The sequence below is a fragment of the Salinibacter pepae genome, from assembly GCF_947077775.1.
GTDB lineage: Bacteria > Bacteroidota > Rhodothermia > Rhodothermales > Salinibacteraceae > Salinibacter > Salinibacter pepae.
The window spans coordinates 2,447,968-2,462,960 of sequence record NZ_CAMTTE010000001.1; the positions used below are offsets into that span (position 1 = coordinate 2,447,968).

At 68.8% G+C, this 14,993-nt stretch carries 13 protein-coding genes; 10 read left to right on the plus strand and 3 right to left on the minus strand.

Annotated elements, in window-relative coordinates:
• Positions 1-42 precede the first annotated feature (42 nt).
• Both OJA40_RS10205 and OJA40_RS10210 read left to right on the plus strand, forming a co-directional pair.
• A complete protein-coding gene (locus OJA40_RS10205) occupies positions 43-2,991 on the plus strand; it encodes a hypothetical protein (RefSeq protein ID WP_263809273.1) in 2,949 nt (982 codons plus the stop codon).
• A 137-nt stretch (positions 2,992-3,128) separates the two neighbouring features.
• Positions 3,129-4,388, plus strand: a complete 1,260-nt coding sequence (locus tag OJA40_RS10210) for an OprO/OprP family phosphate-selective porin (RefSeq protein ID WP_208427655.1) — start codon at positions 3,129-3,131, stop codon at positions 4,386-4,388.
• Positions 4,389-4,403: 15 nt separating this feature from the next.
• On the opposite strand, the gene OJA40_RS10215 is transcribed toward OJA40_RS10210, so the two are convergent.
• Positions 4,404-5,288 carry a thymidylate synthase gene (locus tag OJA40_RS10215; protein WP_208427656.1) on the minus strand — a complete coding sequence of 295 codons (885 nt, stop codon included), beginning with the start codon at positions 5,286-5,288 and terminating at the stop codon, positions 4,404-4,406.
• A gap of 326 nt (positions 5,289-5,614) precedes the next feature.
• Between OJA40_RS10215 and OJA40_RS10220 the strand changes: the two genes are divergently transcribed.
• Complete coding sequence (locus OJA40_RS10220; RefSeq protein WP_231847297.1) at positions 5,615-5,902, plus strand: hypothetical protein; 288 nt, start codon at positions 5,615-5,617, stop codon at positions 5,900-5,902.
• 220 nt (positions 5,903-6,122) lie between these two features.
• On the opposite strand, the gene apaG is transcribed toward OJA40_RS10220, so the two are convergent.
• Positions 6,123-6,506, minus strand: a complete 384-nt coding sequence (apaG, locus tag OJA40_RS10225; RefSeq protein ID WP_263792477.1) for a Co2+/Mg2+ efflux protein ApaG — start codon at positions 6,504-6,506, stop codon at positions 6,123-6,125.
• A 251-nt stretch (positions 6,507-6,757) separates the two neighbouring features.
• Between apaG and OJA40_RS10230 the strand changes: the two genes are divergently transcribed.
• The 7 genes from OJA40_RS10230 to OJA40_RS10260 all read left to right on the plus strand — a co-directional run bounded on the left by OJA40_RS10230 (position 6,758) and on the right by OJA40_RS10260 (position 14,044).
• Positions 6,758-7,516, plus strand: a complete 759-nt coding sequence (locus tag OJA40_RS10230) for a phosphoadenylyl-sulfate reductase (RefSeq protein WP_103017508.1) — start codon at positions 6,758-6,760, stop codon at positions 7,514-7,516.
• A 155-nt stretch (positions 7,517-7,671) separates the two neighbouring features.
• On the plus strand, positions 7,672-9,570 hold the full coding sequence (locus OJA40_RS10235; protein ID WP_263810577.1) for a 2-oxoacid:acceptor oxidoreductase subunit alpha: 1,899 nt from the start codon (positions 7,672-7,674) through the stop codon (positions 9,568-9,570).
• A 152-nt stretch (positions 9,571-9,722) separates the two neighbouring features.
• A complete protein-coding gene (locus OJA40_RS10240; protein WP_208426906.1) occupies positions 9,723-11,087 on the plus strand; it encodes a 2-oxoacid:ferredoxin oxidoreductase subunit beta in 1,365 nt (454 codons plus the stop codon).
• A gap of 157 nt (positions 11,088-11,244) precedes the next feature.
• Complete coding sequence (locus tag OJA40_RS10245; RefSeq protein WP_208426905.1) at positions 11,245-11,655, plus strand: DoxX family protein; 411 nt, start codon at positions 11,245-11,247, stop codon at positions 11,653-11,655.
• 80 nt (positions 11,656-11,735) lie between these two features.
• Complete coding sequence (locus tag OJA40_RS10250; protein ID WP_263792474.1) at positions 11,736-12,170, plus strand: DoxX family protein; 435 nt, start codon at positions 11,736-11,738, stop codon at positions 12,168-12,170.
• The gene (locus OJA40_RS10255; protein ID WP_263810578.1) at positions 12,163-13,245 is read left to right on the plus strand and encodes a flavin monoamine oxidase family protein; all 1,083 of its coding nucleotides are present in this window, start codon (positions 12,163-12,165) and stop codon (positions 13,243-13,245) included. The genes OJA40_RS10250 and OJA40_RS10255 overlap by 8 nt, the downstream gene beginning before the upstream one ends.
• A 202-nt stretch (positions 13,246-13,447) precedes the next feature.
• Positions 13,448-14,044 (plus strand): DJ-1/PfpI family protein, encoded by a 597-nt coding sequence (locus OJA40_RS10260; protein ID WP_208426903.1) that lies wholly within the window; start codon positions 13,448-13,450, stop codon positions 14,042-14,044.
• 164 nt (positions 14,045-14,208) lie between these two features.
• Here the strand turns inward: OJA40_RS10260 and OJA40_RS10265 are convergent, their stop codons facing one another.
• Complete coding sequence (locus tag OJA40_RS10265) at positions 14,209-14,604, minus strand: hypothetical protein (RefSeq protein WP_263810579.1); 396 nt, start codon at positions 14,602-14,604, stop codon at positions 14,209-14,211.
• Positions 14,605-14,993 lie beyond the last annotated feature (389 nt).

The window sequence follows — 14,993 nt, forward strand, 5'->3', positions numbered from 1 at the left end:
CGCGCCCCCATTCTCCCTTTCGCCCTTCCACATAAGCACGCGATGACGCCCCGCACCGTCCTCTGTTGCGCTGCGCTTCTGGCCGTCACGACGCTCTCCGCACAGGCCCAGAGCTTCAGCACGGTGACCGGCCGCAATCACCCCGAGATCGACTGGCGTGTGGCGACGACGGAGCACTTCGAGATCGTCCACCCCGCCCGCCTCGGCGACATCGCCGCCGAGGCCGCGCCGATCGCGGAGGCGACCTACGACACGCTCTCGGCCACCCTGGACGTGGCGTTCGACGATCGGATCCGTGTCTATCTGGGCGACCAGGACGGCATCGTCAATGGCTTTGCGGTCCCGTTCGGCACCGGCTATACCGACATCTGGGTCCATGCCAACGACTGGGCCGCCTCTTTCTCTGGGACGTCCACGTGGCTCCGTCTCGTGCTCGCCCACGAGCTGACGCACCTCTTTCACTACGAGGCGGCACGGTCGGGCCTGGGCGTCTGGGCGCTCGCGCTCGGCGGCTCGTTCCCGCGCGTCTGGACGGAGGGCCTCGCGCAGTACCAGGCCGAGACGTGGAACGCCCAGCGGGGCGAGCGCTGGCTCCGCGCCGCCGTCCTCGACGACGCCCTCGCCTACGACGACGGCCGGTCGCTCCGGAACGGGCGCCTCCTCTACGCCTCCGGCCACAGCCAGGTGCGCTACTTCGCCCAGCAGCACGGCGACTCGACGCTCACGGACCTGCTCCATCACAAGACGGACGTGCTGTTCGGGCTCGCCGAGGTGCACGACTTTGAGGCGGCGTTTCGGGCGGCCGCCGGGCAGTCCTACGAGACGTTCTACGAGCAGTGGCGGCGCGACGTGAACGTCTACTACAACACGCTCGCCGGCCAGCTCGAAACGCTCGACTCGCTCCAGACCGACACGCTCGCGGTGCCGGGGCGGTACGTGGACGGCCTGGCATACAGCCCCGACACGTCGCGCATCGCCGCGCTCACCCAGCATTCGCCGGCCCGGCCGGTGCGCCGCCTGCATGTGATCGACCCGTCGACCGGGGCCGTGACGAGGGGGGCGGAAGGCGCGATCGAGCCGCCCGTGGCGTGGCATCCCAGCGGCGAGCGGATCGCGTTTAGCCGGCGGACGCGGGCCGCGCACGGCTCGCTCGTGGACGACGTGTTCGTGGTCGATGCGGACGGGACCGACGAGCGCCGCCTCACACACGGCCGCCGCACCTCGGCCCCCACGTTTGGGCCGGGCGGGGACCGCCTCGCGTTCGTGGCCACCGAGGGCGGCACGGCCAATGTCTACCTGCGGGCCCTGAAGACGGGCGGGACGACGCGGGTGACGGACTACGAGGGCGACGTGCAGATCACGGCGCTCCGGTGGCACCCCACGCAGGACACCCTGGCCTTCGCCCGCGTTTCCGAGGCCGAGCGTGAACTGGTCCTCTACGACCTGGACACGGGGGCGTCGACCGCCCTCACCGATCCCGGCGTGGACGACCGGCGGCCCGTGTGGAGCCCCGACGGCTCGCAGCTGGCCTACACCTCCCTTCGCGACGGCGTCCCCAACGCCTTCGTCTACGACCCGTCCACCCACACGCACCGCCGCGCCACCCACCTCGTCCGCGGCGCCACGGTGCACGACTGGGTGCCCGCCGACTCGGCCTTCGGGGCCGAGTCGAGCCGTGCCGCTCCGGAGGGGGCGCTCGTGACCTCTACGGCCCTCTCGAAGGCGCGCGACGGGGCCTTCCGCATCCCCGCCCCCCGCACGGCGCGGTCCCCCGAGCCCGCGGTGCCGGGGCAGTACGACGACTGGACGACGACCCGGCCGCCCCGCACCATCCCGCAGCAATTGGCCCCCGATCCCTCGCTCATTGAGTCTCAGGGCGACTACGACGCCCTCTCCAACCTCACGCACCGGGCGTCAGGGGCGCTGCCGTACTACACGTCCACCGACAATTTTGGCATTGCGGGGGTGACATCCTGGACCGAGCCGCTGGGCACACACACGTTCAACGCGGCCGGCAGCGTCTCCGTCACCGACCCGGACGAGAAGAGCGAGGTCGTGGCGACGTACCTGAACCGGCAGCTACGCCCCACGATTGGCCTCAGCCTGTTTAGCGCCTCCTCGTCGGCCCGCATCTACGGAAACGACCTGCTCGTGGAGGACCGAACGGGGGGCGCCCTCACGGTGCGGTGGCCGCTCGACTGGCGCGTGGCGCCCTACGTCTCGACCTCGTTTTCCACCCGACTGCGCTACGCCGACCTTGACCCGCTCGACCCGGACGATTTTGCGGCCCTCGGGCCCCTCTCGCCCCCTCAGGCCGGGCAGCAAGCGAGCCTGCGTCTCCAGTTTCTGCGCCGCAAGAAACCGCCGTCCCGGCACCCCCTCGTGCACCCGCTGGACGGGTGGGGCCTTCGGCTCCGGGCCACCGGCGCGGCCGAGGTGCTGGGCGGCGACCGCTCGTTCCTGCGCGGGGACGTGGCGGGATACGCCGTGTATCCGAGCATCGGAGACCACCGGGTTTTCCTCTACGGGCGGCTGCAGGCCCAGACTGGGGCGTCGTTCCCGCAAGACTACATTGGCTTCTCGCGCTACGACGCGATCGACCTGCCCCTGCCCGGTGCTGTGCCGGTCTCGTTGGGCGACGCCGAGCGGGTGCGCGGCTACCGGCGGTACGTGCTGGGCACCCGGGTGGCCTTCGGGCGCGCCGAGTACCGCGTGCCCGTTGCCTCCAGTCTGCAAACCAACGTGCTCGGGGTCGTTGGCCTCGGGTACACGACGCTCTCGGCGTTTGTGGATGGGGGCATGGTGTGGCGGGACGCCGACCTCCGGGGCGGGACGCGGCAGCTCGGGACGGGCGTGGAGGTCAAAAACGCCCTGCGCCTGTTCGGCGTGCGCGTCGGGCACGCCCTGGGGGTGGCGCAGCCGGCCGCGCAGGTGGGGACGCGCGACGACGTGCAGCTCTACTACCGCGTGCAGACGGCGCTGCCGTTCTGACCCCGAGTGGTCTCAACGAATTTTCTCCCTACATGCCGTCGCGGACCGGTAACACTTTTGAGCGTAGCCGGTAGAGATGGTTAACAATTTCGTTACCTCGCAGCTGCCGCTCAACGTTTCGGTTCGATACCTTCCGTATGAGTACTGCCCGCCCACGTCCGTTCGTCGTCCTTCTCGTGGTACTGGGGCTCGTGGGGATGGGAAATGTAGGAGAGGCGCAAACGGACGCCGCGTCGGGGGCGGGCGGAAAGGTGCAGGCGGGCGAGGAGGGATTTCGGGTCGTGTCCGGCGACGGCGCATTTGCACTTCGCCTCCGGGGCGACCTCTACGCCGACGCGCGCTTCTTCCCGAGCACGACGGAGCCGGCGGGGGGCGACCGCTTCTTTCTCCGGCGTGCCCGGCCCCGCCTTCAGGGGCGCGTCTACGACCGGTTTGCGTTCAGCCTCCGGAGCGACTTCGGAATTGGCGGCCCCGAGATCGACGACGCGTTCGTCGAGGCCCGGGTTGCCCCGGCCCTTCGGCTGCGCATGGGGCGGTTCAACGTGCCGGTGGGGCTGGAAGTCCTATCGTCGTCGACGGGCCTGATGCACGTCGAGCGGGGATTTCCGGCGGGGCTCGTCCCGGAGCGCGATGTGGGCGTCATGCTTGCGGGCGATGTGGGAGCGGGGCGGCTGCACTACGCGCTCGGGCTCTTCAACGGGGCGCCCGGAGCGTCGGAGCCAGGAGGGGACGTGGACGACGCGAAAGAGGCCGCGGGACGGGTCTTCGTGGTGCCGCTTGCGGGCACGAACGGGATGTGGAAGGGGCTCGGCGTGGGCGTGGCGGGGACGGTGGGGACGGTGACCGGGACGGCGGCCACGCCGGCGCTCACGGGACTGCGCACGACGGGTCGGCAGTCGTTTTTCGGGTATCGAGACGAGGCGCGGGCGGACGGCCGGCGGTGGCGGCTGGCGCCACAGGCCCGGTTGTACGCGGGGCCGGTGGCGCTGCTGGGGACGTACACGGTGACGACGGAGACGGCACGGCGTGGGCCGCTGACGGAGACGCTCTCACACCGCGCGTGGCAGGCCAGTGCCGCCGTGGTGCTGACGGGAGAGGACGCCCGAGAGGGCGAGGTGGTCCCCGACGATCCCTTCGGCGCCGAGCGGGGGACGGGCGCGATCGAATTGGGAGGACGCGTCCACGGGGTCACGTTCGACGACGAGGCGTTTCCGGCCTTCGCGGCGCCCGCGGCGGCGTCGGGGGCAACGGCCTGGGGGCTCACCCTGAGCTGGTACCCCAACGCCATGGTGCGTGTTATGCTCGGGCTGGAGCGCACTGGGTTTGAGGCCGTCGGGGCGGGGCCCACCCGTGACCCCGAGACGCTGCTCCTCACGCGGATGCAGATCTCGTTCTGAGGCAGGCCGCATGTTCTACACGGCGATTGGGGCCGTCAGGGCGGGGTGGTGCGCGTAGTCCTCGATCGACACGTCGTTGGCGGTGTACTCGAAGATCGAGTCGCGCTGGTGGAGGCGGAGTGTGGGCCGGTCGTAGGGCGTGCGAGATAACTGCTCCTCGACCTGCTCCACGTGGTTTTGGTAGATGTGGCAGTCGCCGCCGTTGAAGATGAGCTCGTGCGGCGTGAGGCCCGCCTGCTGGGCCAGCATGTGCGTGAGCAGGGCATAACTGGCGATGTTGAACGGAAGGCCGAGGAAGCTGTCGACGCTGCGCTGCTGCCACATGAGCGACAGGCGCCCGTCGCCCGGCTCCCCCTCCACGAAGCACTGGAACGCGTAGTGGCACGGCGGAAGCGCGGCGTCCTCAATCTGAGCAGGATGCCAGGCGCTCACGACGTGGCGGCGCGAGTGGGGCGTCTCGCGGAGGCCACGGACGAGCCGCTCGATCTGATCCACCCGTCCCTCCGGCCCTGCAAAGTCGCGCCACTGTGTGCCGTAGACGGGCCCGAGGTCGCCCCACCGCTTGGCGAAGGCGTCGTCTGTGGCGATCCGTTCCTCGAAGGCCTCCTGGCTGATCTCGTCGCCGGTCTCGTCCCGGTACCGCTGCAGGGGCCAGTCCGTCCAGATCGACACGCCGGCCTGCACCAGGGACTGGATGTTGGTCTCCCCGCGCAGAAACCAGAGCAGTTCCTCCGTGACGCCCCGCATCCACACCCGCTTCGTGGTGAGCAGCGGGAAGCCCTCGGTCAGGTCGAACCGAAGCTGTCGCCCAAACACGCGAATGGTGCCCGTGCCGGTGCGGTCCTCGTGCCGCGTGCCGTGGTCGAGGACGTCCTGGAGGTAGTCGAGGTATTGGCGCATCTGGGCGTGGGGGGAGAGAGGAGCAAGGGGCAGCGAGAAGATGGGTCGAGAACCCCAACGCGTCGGCGGGGTGCAGGTTGTGGGGCGCAGAGGGGGCGTGTCTCCGTGTTCAGAATGCCTGGCACCGATTCGGGGCGATCTGGGGTGTGCCCGTGCTTGACGAGGATCGAGGGGCAACAGAGCACGCCCGAACCGTGCCGTGCGTCCCGCTCCTGCGCCCCACCCTTCTATTCTCCACACCCCCATGCCCCCACCCGGGAACGTGCCGCCGAGCCCCCTCGTTGGGCGCAGCCACTCGGTATTCTACGGACGCTGCCGCCTCCGACATGGCCAATCTCGACTCCGACATCCCCGAAAACAAGCACCTCAAGCAGGCGATCAACCACCTCGAGAAGGTGCTCGAATACGCGCCGATGGTCGCCGAGGGCCGGGACGCGACCGTGCACCTCACGCCGGAAGATTGGCAGGTGGTGGCCGACGCGCTGTTCAACATGAGCGCCCCGGACGACACCTTTCCGGACGCGATCACGGACTACGGGCTCACCAACGAGAACCAGACGATTACCCTTACGACCGACGACTACGACATCGAGATTGAGGTCGTGGCGAGTTGATGGGCGCGGCATCCGCTCGGGGACCCGTCACTGATTCTGTGGGAGCGGCGTTCTCTCTTGAAAAGACCGATGCGTACTGCGTGATGCGTACTGCGTAAGATTGACTCCCGCATCAAGCACGAAATACGCAATACGAAATACGCAATACGAAATACGCAATACGAAATACGCAATACGAAATACGCAATACGAAATACGCAATACGAAATACGCAATACGCTCAATTCGCCGCGGCGTGCAGGGGGAACGGGGGGACCGAGACGCGGAACTGCTCCCCGTCGGCCCGCTGCACGAGGTAGTTGCCCTCCACCGTCCCGTTAAACGACTCGATCGTGCAGGACCCGTCGTGGACGTGGGTCTCGCCGGGCGCAATCACCGGATGGGGCCGGAGCGCGCCGTCGCCGGTCAGATCCTGCCGGCTGCCGTTGCCCGCCTCAATGATCCACCGACGCCGGAGCAGTTGGACCTCGTTCGGACTGGTGTTTTCGATTTGGATGGCATACCCGAACGCAAACTCGCGCTCCAGAAGGTCGGACGGCTCGTCCAGGTAGATGGGCCGTACGGTGACCGTGATGCCGCGCGTGGTGGAGGCGTAACTAATCATGGCGTTGGGGACAACATCCAGTGGATCCGAGCCAATACGGAAAAACGAAGGCGTCTCCGAAAAATGCACGGCCACATTGTTACCGGCCGGCAAAGAATTACGCAATGGAGGGGCCCCGGATTTCATAGAACCGCTTTCGCGGGCCCGGTCGGTTGACGACCATCGCGCCAGCCCCTTGTTTTGAACCAATCTGGTGCAAATCGGGTGCCAACCCAGGTTCTCCTGCTCTTCGTTCACGCTCTCTCGCCGCAATGGCCTTCGCCTCCGACGAAAGCGCCTCGCCCTGGTCGAGTACGCGACTGGCGGCCCTGAACGCGCAGTTTGAGCCGCACGGCCCGAAGGCCATCCTCAACTGGGCCACGCACACCTTCGGCGACGACCTGGCGCAGGGGACGGGATTCGGCCCGTCGGGGATCGTCATCATGCACATGCTGGCCGACCTCCGGCCCGGCACGACGGTCTTCTACCTCGATACCGACCTGCTCTTCCCGGAGACCTACGAGCTGTGCGACGACCTGGACGAGCGGCTCGACGTGGACGTGACGCGGGTCCACGGGGGGCTGTCGCTCGACGAGCAGGCCGAGCAGGAGGGGGAAGAGCTGTGGAACCGAAACCCGAACCGCTGCTGCTTCCTCCGCAAGGTGAAGCCGCTCCGGAATTTTTTGGACGACCGCCGGGCCTGGATCACCGGCGTCCGGCGTGACCAGTCCGAGCGCCGCGCCGACACGGACATCCTGTCCTGGGAAGGCCAGTACGGGGTGTTCAAGATCAACCCGCTGGCGAACTGGACGCAGAAGGAGGTCTGGAAGTACCTCTTCGAGCACGACCTCCCCTACAATCCGAAGCACGACCAGGGCTACCCCAGCCTCGGCTGCGTCCCGTGCACCGAGCCGGTGGACCAGGCCGACGGCTATTCCCGGGAGGGGCGCTGGGGCGACCGGGACAAAACGGAGTGTGGGCTCCACACGTCACCGGGCGACGAAGACGGGGCACACGCTGCGGAGTCGTGACCGGCAGAGGCGATCCCGACCGGCGCGCCCTGGCGGCGTGAACCCCAGTTGAAAGCAGCGGGGGGACGACCCCGCACGCGGCCCCGCCCTCGAACCTTCGGGTGGGGGCCAGCGTTGAACGTGCCGCCAATTTAGAACGGATCTAAACGATACGAATGAGCGCGCCCGCCGACACGACGGACACGAAAGAAATCCCCGAAGCTACGGTCCTTTTCGCCGGGGACTCCGGGGACGGAATGCAGATTACCGGGTCGCAGTTTACCCTCGCCTCCGCCTACGCCCAGAACGACCTGGCGACGCTGCCGGACTACCCCGCCGAGATTCGGGCCCCGGCCGGCACCACCTTTGGCGTGAGCGCCTTCCAGCTTCACTTCGGCGCCGAAGAGGTGCGCACGCCGGGCGAGAAGGTGGACCTGCTCGTCGCCATGAACGCGGCGGCGCTCAAGGTGCACCTCCACCGCGTGCGGCCGGGCGGCACCATCATCGTCAACGTCAACGCCTTCGAGGAGAAGGACCTGACGAAGGCCGACCTCGACCAGAATCCGCTCACGGACGGCACGCTGGACGACTACCAGGTGCAGGAGGTGCCGCTGACCGAGATCACCCGCGAGGCCCTGTCCGACACGGACCTGTCGCTGCAGAAGGTCGACCGGTCGAAAAACATGTTTGCCCTCGGGCTGGCCCTCTGGATGTACTCCCGGCCCGTGGAGCCGGCACAGGAGTGGATTCGGGAGAAGTTTGGCGACACGCCGGCGATTCGAGACGCCAACCTGACGGTTCTCGAGAAGGGATTCCACTACGGGGAGACCGTCGACGCCATCGGGACGCGGTACGAGGTGAACGAGGCGGCGATGGCGCCCGGCACCTACCGCGCCGTGCGGGGGGCGGAGGCGCTCGCCCTGGGGCTGGTGGCCGCGAGCGTGAAGAGCGACCTGCGTCTCTTCTACGGCTCCTACCCCATTACGCCGGCGTCCGACATTCTGCACGAGCTGAGCGAACACAAAAACTTCGGCGTCATCACCTTCCAGGCCGAGGACGAGATCGCGGCCGCCACCTCGGCGCTCGGCGCCAGCTTCGGGGGCGACCTCGGCGTGTGTGCCACCTCCGGCCCCGGCGTGGCCCTGAAGACGGAGACGATCGGCCTCGGGGTGATGACGGAGCTGCCCCTCGTTGTGATCGACATGCAGCGCGGCGGCCCCTCCACCGGCCTGCCCACGAAGCCGGAGCAGGGCGACCTCCTGCAGGCCGTCTACGGCCGCAACGGCGAGGCCCCGCTCCCGGTGCTCGCCGCCACCTCGCCGGGCGACTGCTTCCACACCGCCTACGAGGCGTGCCGCATCGCGGCCAAGTACCGCACGCCCGTCCTCGTGCTGGCCGACGGCTACCTCGGGAACGGGTCGGAGGCGTGGCGCATCCCGGACACCGACACGCTCCCGGCGTTCGACGTCGACTTTGAGACGGAGGCGACCGAGCGCACGATGCACAAGGACCAGGACGGGAACGACCAGTTTCTGCCGTACGCGCGCGACCCGGAGACGCTGGCCCGTGCGTGGGCCCGGCCCGGCACGCCCGACCTGGAGCATCGCCTCGGGGGGCTGGAGAAAGCGCACAAGACGGGCAATGTGTCCTACGACGCCGAGAACCACCAGAAGATGGTGGAGATCCGGGCGCAGAAGGTGCAGAACGTGACCCAGGACATTCCGCCAACGCAGGTGTACGGCCATTCCGACGGCGATCTGCTCGTGCTCGGCTGGGGCTCTACGAAGGGCGCGATTGAAGAGGCCACCGAACGGGCCGTCGACCGGGGGCGTCGCGTCGGCAGCGTCGTGCTCCGCCACGTGTGGCCCCTGCCGGCGGACCTCGCCGATGTGCTCGGGCGCTTCGACCACGTGCTCGTGCCCGAGCTCAACAACGGCCAGCTCATCCGCGTCCTGCGCGACCAGTACCCGAGTTGGGACTTCACGCCCCTCAACAAGATTCAGGGCCGCCCCTTCCGGGCGGAGGAGATTGTGGAGGAGATTGGCTCTCTTCTTGGGAGACCGGCCCCTGCATGACTGTCTGCCAGACTGAGATTCGTTTGCCCTCTTCCTTTCGCCGTACTGCGTGTTTCGTATTGCGTATCGGTCCGAGGCGGAGATGCGAAATACGCAATACGAAATACGTCGCTCCAGGAAAGCATCCCCACTGACGGACCCGCTACGAACCGATGAGCACCGACACGCCCGACCCCAGCCCAAACGGCCAGACGCCCGACGGCACCAAGAAGCCGGACCTCCCGCCCGGCCTTGCCGATGACAGCGACGATCAGGACCAGGGCGCGTCCGACCAGGAGACATCACCCGGCACGAAGAAACCGGATCTTCCTCCGGGGCTCGGGGGCGAGAACGGCGAATCGGACGCCCCGGGCACGAAAAAACCGGCCGGGCCGCCGGGGGCAAAAAAACCCGCGGGCCCGCCCTCGCCCGGCAGTGATGGCGATGGGGACGACGGCCCCACGCTCCCGCCCGGCTACGGGGGCGATGGGGCGGGCGAGGCGCTCTCCCGCGAGGACTTCCAGTCCGACCAGGAGGTGCGCTGGTGCCCCGGCTGCGGCGACTACGCCATCTTGTCCACCGTGCAGCGCCTGCTGCCGGACCTGGGGGTGGAGAAGGAGAACGTCGTGTTCATCAGTGGCATCGGGTGTGCGGGGCGCTTCCCGTACTACATGGACACCTACGGCATGCACGGCATCCACGGCCGGGCGCCGGCCATCGCCACGGGCCTCAAGACGAGCAACCCGGAGCTGGACGTGTGGGTGGTGACGGGGGACGGGGACGCGCTCTCCATCGGGGGCAACCACCTGATCCACGTCCTGCGCCGCAACCTCGACACGCAGATCCTGCTCTTCAACAACGAGATCTACGGCCTCACGAAGGGCCAGTACAGCCCGACCTCCGACGCGGGCACCGTCTCGAAGAGCACGCCCTACGGCTCCGTAGACCGTCCCTTCAACCCCGTCTCCGTCGCGCTGGGGGCCGACGCCTCGTTCGTGGCGCGCACGATGGACCGCGACCCGCAGCACATGAAGGCCATGATGCGCGCGGCCCACGACCACGACGGCACCGGCTTCCTGGAGATCTACCAGAACTGCAACATCTTCAACGACGGGGCCTTCTTTGAATTCACCGAGCGGGAGACGAAAGACGAACGCGCGCTCTTCCTGGAGCACGGCGAACCGATGACGTTCGCCAACGGCACGAGGGGCATTCGGCTCGACACCCTCCAGCCCGAGGTGATTGATCTGGAGGCCGACGGCTGGTCGGTCGACGACTGCCTCGTGCACGACGAGACCTCCAAGGAGCTGGCCACCATCCTCGGGCGCATGTCGTGGCAGGACGACGACGGCGACCCGATTCCCCGCCTCGACGAGACCGGCACACAGCTGCCCCGCCCGTTCGGCGTGGTCCACCGCACCGAGCGGCCCACGTACGCGGAGCGCGTCCACCAGCAGATCGACACCGTCACCGCGGAGCAGGGGGAGGGCGACCTCGACGCGCTGCTCCGCTCCGGCGAAACGTGGACGATCGAGTAGGCCCTTCGCGCCGCGCTTCGGGGGGGCTCTTCGACCTGCGACGCGGCACCTGTCCCCCCACGTTGTCCCCGACCGGACGACCCCGCTCGACAAACCGCCCGCCGTTTTCTATACTTGAAGCGGGTTCACCCAGCTTTCTCCAACTGCACGTCGAGCTATGATCTGGACGCACCTCAGCAAGTTTCGCGACCTGGGCCTGCTTCTGCTCCGGGGGACGATCGGGTTGTACATGGCCATCGGGCACGGGTGGGGCAAAATCCTCGGGGGGCCCGAACAGTGGGCCGGACTGGGCGGCACCATGGAGCTTTTCGGCCTCGGCTTCGCCCCAACCTTCTGGGGGTTCATGGCCGCCTTTGCGGAGTTTGCGGGCGCCCTGCTCGTCGTCCTCGGCCTGTTCACCCGCCCGGCCGCCCTCCTGCTCGTGATCAACATGGGGGTCGCCGCCACCGCGCACATGACCGGCATGATCGACGGCAGTCCGGAGAGCGCGCTCGTCTACGGCTTCGTCTTCCTGAGCCTCGTCTTCGTGGGCCCCGGCAAATACAGCGTCGACGAGATCGCGGGATAGCGCCCGTACGGCCCTGGCGGGCGGCGAGACACAGCCCGCAACGGCCCCTCGCATCTACGAACGTTCAGGCAGCAGTGGATATGGATTCGTCCCGGTGGACCTCCGTCGATCTCGCCCTGCTCGTGCTCCGCGTCGGCATCGGCGTCTCGTTCGTGTTCGTGTACGGGTGGGACAAAATGGCCGGCGGCCCGGGGACGTGGGCCGACCTTGGACGCACCATGGAACTCTTTGGGATCACCGTCTGGCCCACGTTCTGGGGCTTCATGGCGGCGGCCACGGAGTTCGTGGGCGGCCTCTGCCTCCTGCTCGGCCTGCTCTTCCGGCCCGTCCTCGGGCTCCTGCTCGTGGTGATGACGGTCGCCTTTTCCAGCCACCTCGCGGCCGGCGAGGGGCCCTGGCACGCCACCGAGATGGCGACGGTGTTCGTCGCGCTCCTGCTGACGGGCCCCGGCCGGTACAGCGTCGACGCGTATTTTCGGTCGTCGACCGGACCGGGGGAGGCCGAGCGTGCCTGAGTCGTCGTCCGTTCTCGTCGTGGGGGCGGGGCTCGGAGGCCTCGTGGCGGCCACGGACCTGCACGCGGCGGGCGTGTCGGTCCGCGTCTGGGAGGCGCGTGACCGCGTGGGGGGACGGTGCCGAAGCCCGGCCGTCGGCCCCGACGGGGGGCGCCTCGACCTGGGGGCCGCCTGGCACTGGGCGGAGCACCGACGGGTGCGCGCGCTGGCGGAGCGCCTCGGCCTTGAGCGGGTGCGCCAGCACGAGCCGGGCGTGGCGGTCCAGGAATGGGCCCGGGACGAGCCCGTGGAGCACTTCGAGTGGCCCGAGGCGCCGCCGCCCTCCTGGCGCCTCGTAGAGGGGACCCAGGCCCTGCACGAGCGCCTCGCCGCCACGCTTCCGGACGCTGCGCTCCGACGTCGCCACCGCCTCCGGTCCCTACGGCGCACGGGGGCGACGGTGCAGGCCACCGCCCGGACGCCCGACGGCCCGCAGACCACGTCGGTCGATGCGGTCGTGCTCGCGGTCCCGCCCCGGCTGGCCGGGCACACCCTTCAGTTTGAGCCCGCCCTCCCGGACGCGCTGGCCTCGGCCCTCCGCGGCACCACCACCTGGATGAGCCCCTCGGCCAAGGCGGCCGTGACCTACGACCGTCCGTTTTGGCGCGAGCAGGGCCTCGCCGGGCGTGTGCGGAGCGCGGCCGGTCCGGTGCACGACTGGCACGACGCCACGCCCCCCGACGGCCCCGCCGCGCTCGTCGGCTTCATGCATCCCCCGGGCCCCGGCTCGCCCACGCCGAGCGATTCGGGGGAGCAGGAGGAGGCCCTCGTTCGTCAGCTCGTGCACTGCTTCGGCGAGGCGGCCGGGGCGCCCACCGGCCTCGCAACGGCCGACTGGCGCCACGACACGGCCACCACGCCGCCCGCAGGGCCCACGCCGGGGCCGCACACGCCGCCGGACCCGGCCCCCATCCTCCAACGCCCGCACTGGGAGGGGCGGCTGCACGTCGCCGCGGCGGAGACGGCTACCGAGCACCCGGGCTACCTCGACGGCGCCATCGAGGCGGGCCGCCGGGCCGCACGGGCGCTGGCGTAGCGTGCCGGAGGGGGCGCGAAGACATTGAGGTCGACCACGCGGCCCGGGCATCGTCGCCGCCTGCCTGGATTCGGTCCCCGCGGGCCGGAGCTTTTGTGTCGGCCGTGCGTTATCTCTTTGTCAGGAATAAAATGCCGTCACAGCTGAACTGGCGCAGAAGCACGCACGATCGCGTTCCTCTCACAAATTTCCCGACGCCGCCATGTCCAAATCCATTCTGATGATTGTTGGCGACTTTGCCGAGGACTACGAGACGATGGTCCCCTTCCAGATGCTCGACCTGGCGGGCCACGAGGTGCACGCCGTGTGCCCGGAGAAGGAGGCCGGCGACACGATAAAGACCGCGATCCACGACTTTGAGGGCGACCAGACCTACACCGAAAAGCCGGGCCACAACTTTGCCCTGAACGCAACCTTCGACGAGGTCGACGCGGCCGACTACGATGCGCTCTGCCTGCCGGGTGGGCGCGCGCCGGAGTACCTGCGCCTGAACGACCGTGTTATCGAGATGACGCGGCACTTCTTTGCGGAGGACAAGCCCGTCGCGGCCATCTGTCACGCCGCGCAGACGCTCGCCGCCGCCGATGTGCTCGACGGCCGCCGCTGCTCCGCGTACCCGGCCTGCGCCCCGGAGGTGGAGGCGGCCGGGGGCACCTACGCCGACGTGGAGATGAATGAGGCGGTGACCGACGGGACTCTCGTCACGGCCCCCGCCTGGCCCGCCCACGCGGCCTGGATCCGGCAGTTCCTGGACGTGCTCGGCACCCGCATCGAGCACGCCGAGCCGGTCACGGCCTAGTGCCGTGGCGTCAGGCCGTGGTTGCTTCGACGAGCATGGAGCGTCGGTCTCCCGGGGACCGGCGCTCTTTTCGATGACGGCGGGGCCCGAGGCGTCCCGGGCAGGGGAACGGACCGAAGGCAAACGGACCGGCCGCACCGCTGGGGGCGCCGGTCGGCCTCCGTTCACCCGCGAACCAGGTCGTCGAGCAGGGAGGGAGGCGACCGGTCCTCGACGAAGGCCCGGCCCTCCTCTTCGCCGTCCTCCCGAATTGTCGTGAGGTCCGGGTCGTTCGTGACGCTTCCGTCGAAGACGATGCCCGCCGCGATGTCGGCGAGGCGCTGCCCGAGGTCGCCGTCCCGGGGGAGGCCCTGCCGGCAGCCCCGCTCCAGCGTGCGGATCGTGTGGTTGCCCACCGGCACGTCCATCGCGCGGCTCACCCCCGCCGTGAAGCCGACGACGTAGGCGGCGGGCTCGGCCTTCAGGAGGTTGGGGGCGTAGTCGCCGGGCAGGTCGCCCACCTGCAGGCGCAGGCCGTCGGCGACGGTTTCGATGACCTTCGCGGAGCGATCGTCGGGCATGGAGCACGAGCCGGTTGATTCAAGATGCAAGCAGTCGGTCTACGAATCGGGCCCCTGGGCGTTCGGGCCCGACGCCGTCGGGCGGACCGATGGGCGGCCCCGCCCGAGCGTTCTCTGGCTTTTTGTTTGGTTCTATACTTCAAACGCCTTTTCGAAAATTATTGAGGTATAAAAGGGACGGGACGAGACGGGAGGCCTTTGTCCCTGTGATTCTTGATAAGGTTGTATGAAAGAGGGGGAGAACACAGGAAACCGTCCCCGTTTCCTAAACATGTTCCCTTCGAGAAGCTAATTAAGTAGAGTCTTGGGAACAGGCGAGAAATGTCGCGTCGGCCTGTCCCCCCGAGGCAGTGCCCGTCCCACCACGCTCACACCCAGCGAACAAGCTA

What these genes read in the sequence shown, in the direction of transcription:
- OJA40_RS10265 (WP_263810579.1), bottom strand. Translation starts at nt 14,604, where the DNA reads ATGCCCGACGATCGCTCCGCGAAGGTCATCGAAACCGTCGCCGACGGC.
- apaG (WP_263792477.1), bottom strand. Translation starts at nt 6,506, where the DNA reads ATGATTAGTTACGCCTCCACCACGCGCGGCATCACGGTCACCGTACGG.
- OJA40_RS10220 (WP_231847297.1), top strand. Translation starts at nt 5,615, where the DNA reads ATGGCCAATCTCGACTCCGACATCCCCGAAAACAAGCACCTCAAGCAG.
- OJA40_RS10215 (WP_208427656.1), bottom strand. Translation starts at nt 5,288, where the DNA reads ATGCGCCAATACCTCGACTACCTCCAGGACGTCCTCGACCACGGCACG.
- OJA40_RS10245 (WP_208426905.1), top strand. Translation starts at nt 11,245, where the DNA reads ATGATCTGGACGCACCTCAGCAAGTTTCGCGACCTGGGCCTGCTTCTG.
- OJA40_RS10230 (WP_103017508.1), top strand. Translation starts at nt 6,758, where the DNA reads ATGGCCTTCGCCTCCGACGAAAGCGCCTCGCCCTGGTCGAGTACGCGA.
- OJA40_RS10240 (WP_208426906.1), top strand. Translation starts at nt 9,723, where the DNA reads ATGAGCACCGACACGCCCGACCCCAGCCCAAACGGCCAGACGCCCGAC.
- OJA40_RS10235 (WP_263810577.1), top strand. Translation starts at nt 7,672, where the DNA reads ATGAGCGCGCCCGCCGACACGACGGACACGAAAGAAATCCCCGAAGCT.
- OJA40_RS10210 (WP_208427655.1), top strand. Translation starts at nt 3,129, where the DNA reads ATGAGTACTGCCCGCCCACGTCCGTTCGTCGTCCTTCTCGTGGTACTG.
- OJA40_RS10260 (WP_208426903.1), top strand. Translation starts at nt 13,448, where the DNA reads ATGTCCAAATCCATTCTGATGATTGTTGGCGACTTTGCCGAGGACTAC.
- OJA40_RS10250 (WP_263792474.1), top strand. Translation starts at nt 11,736, where the DNA reads ATGGATTCGTCCCGGTGGACCTCCGTCGATCTCGCCCTGCTCGTGCTC.
- OJA40_RS10205 (WP_263809273.1), top strand. Translation starts at nt 43, where the DNA reads ATGACGCCCCGCACCGTCCTCTGTTGCGCTGCGCTTCTGGCCGTCACG.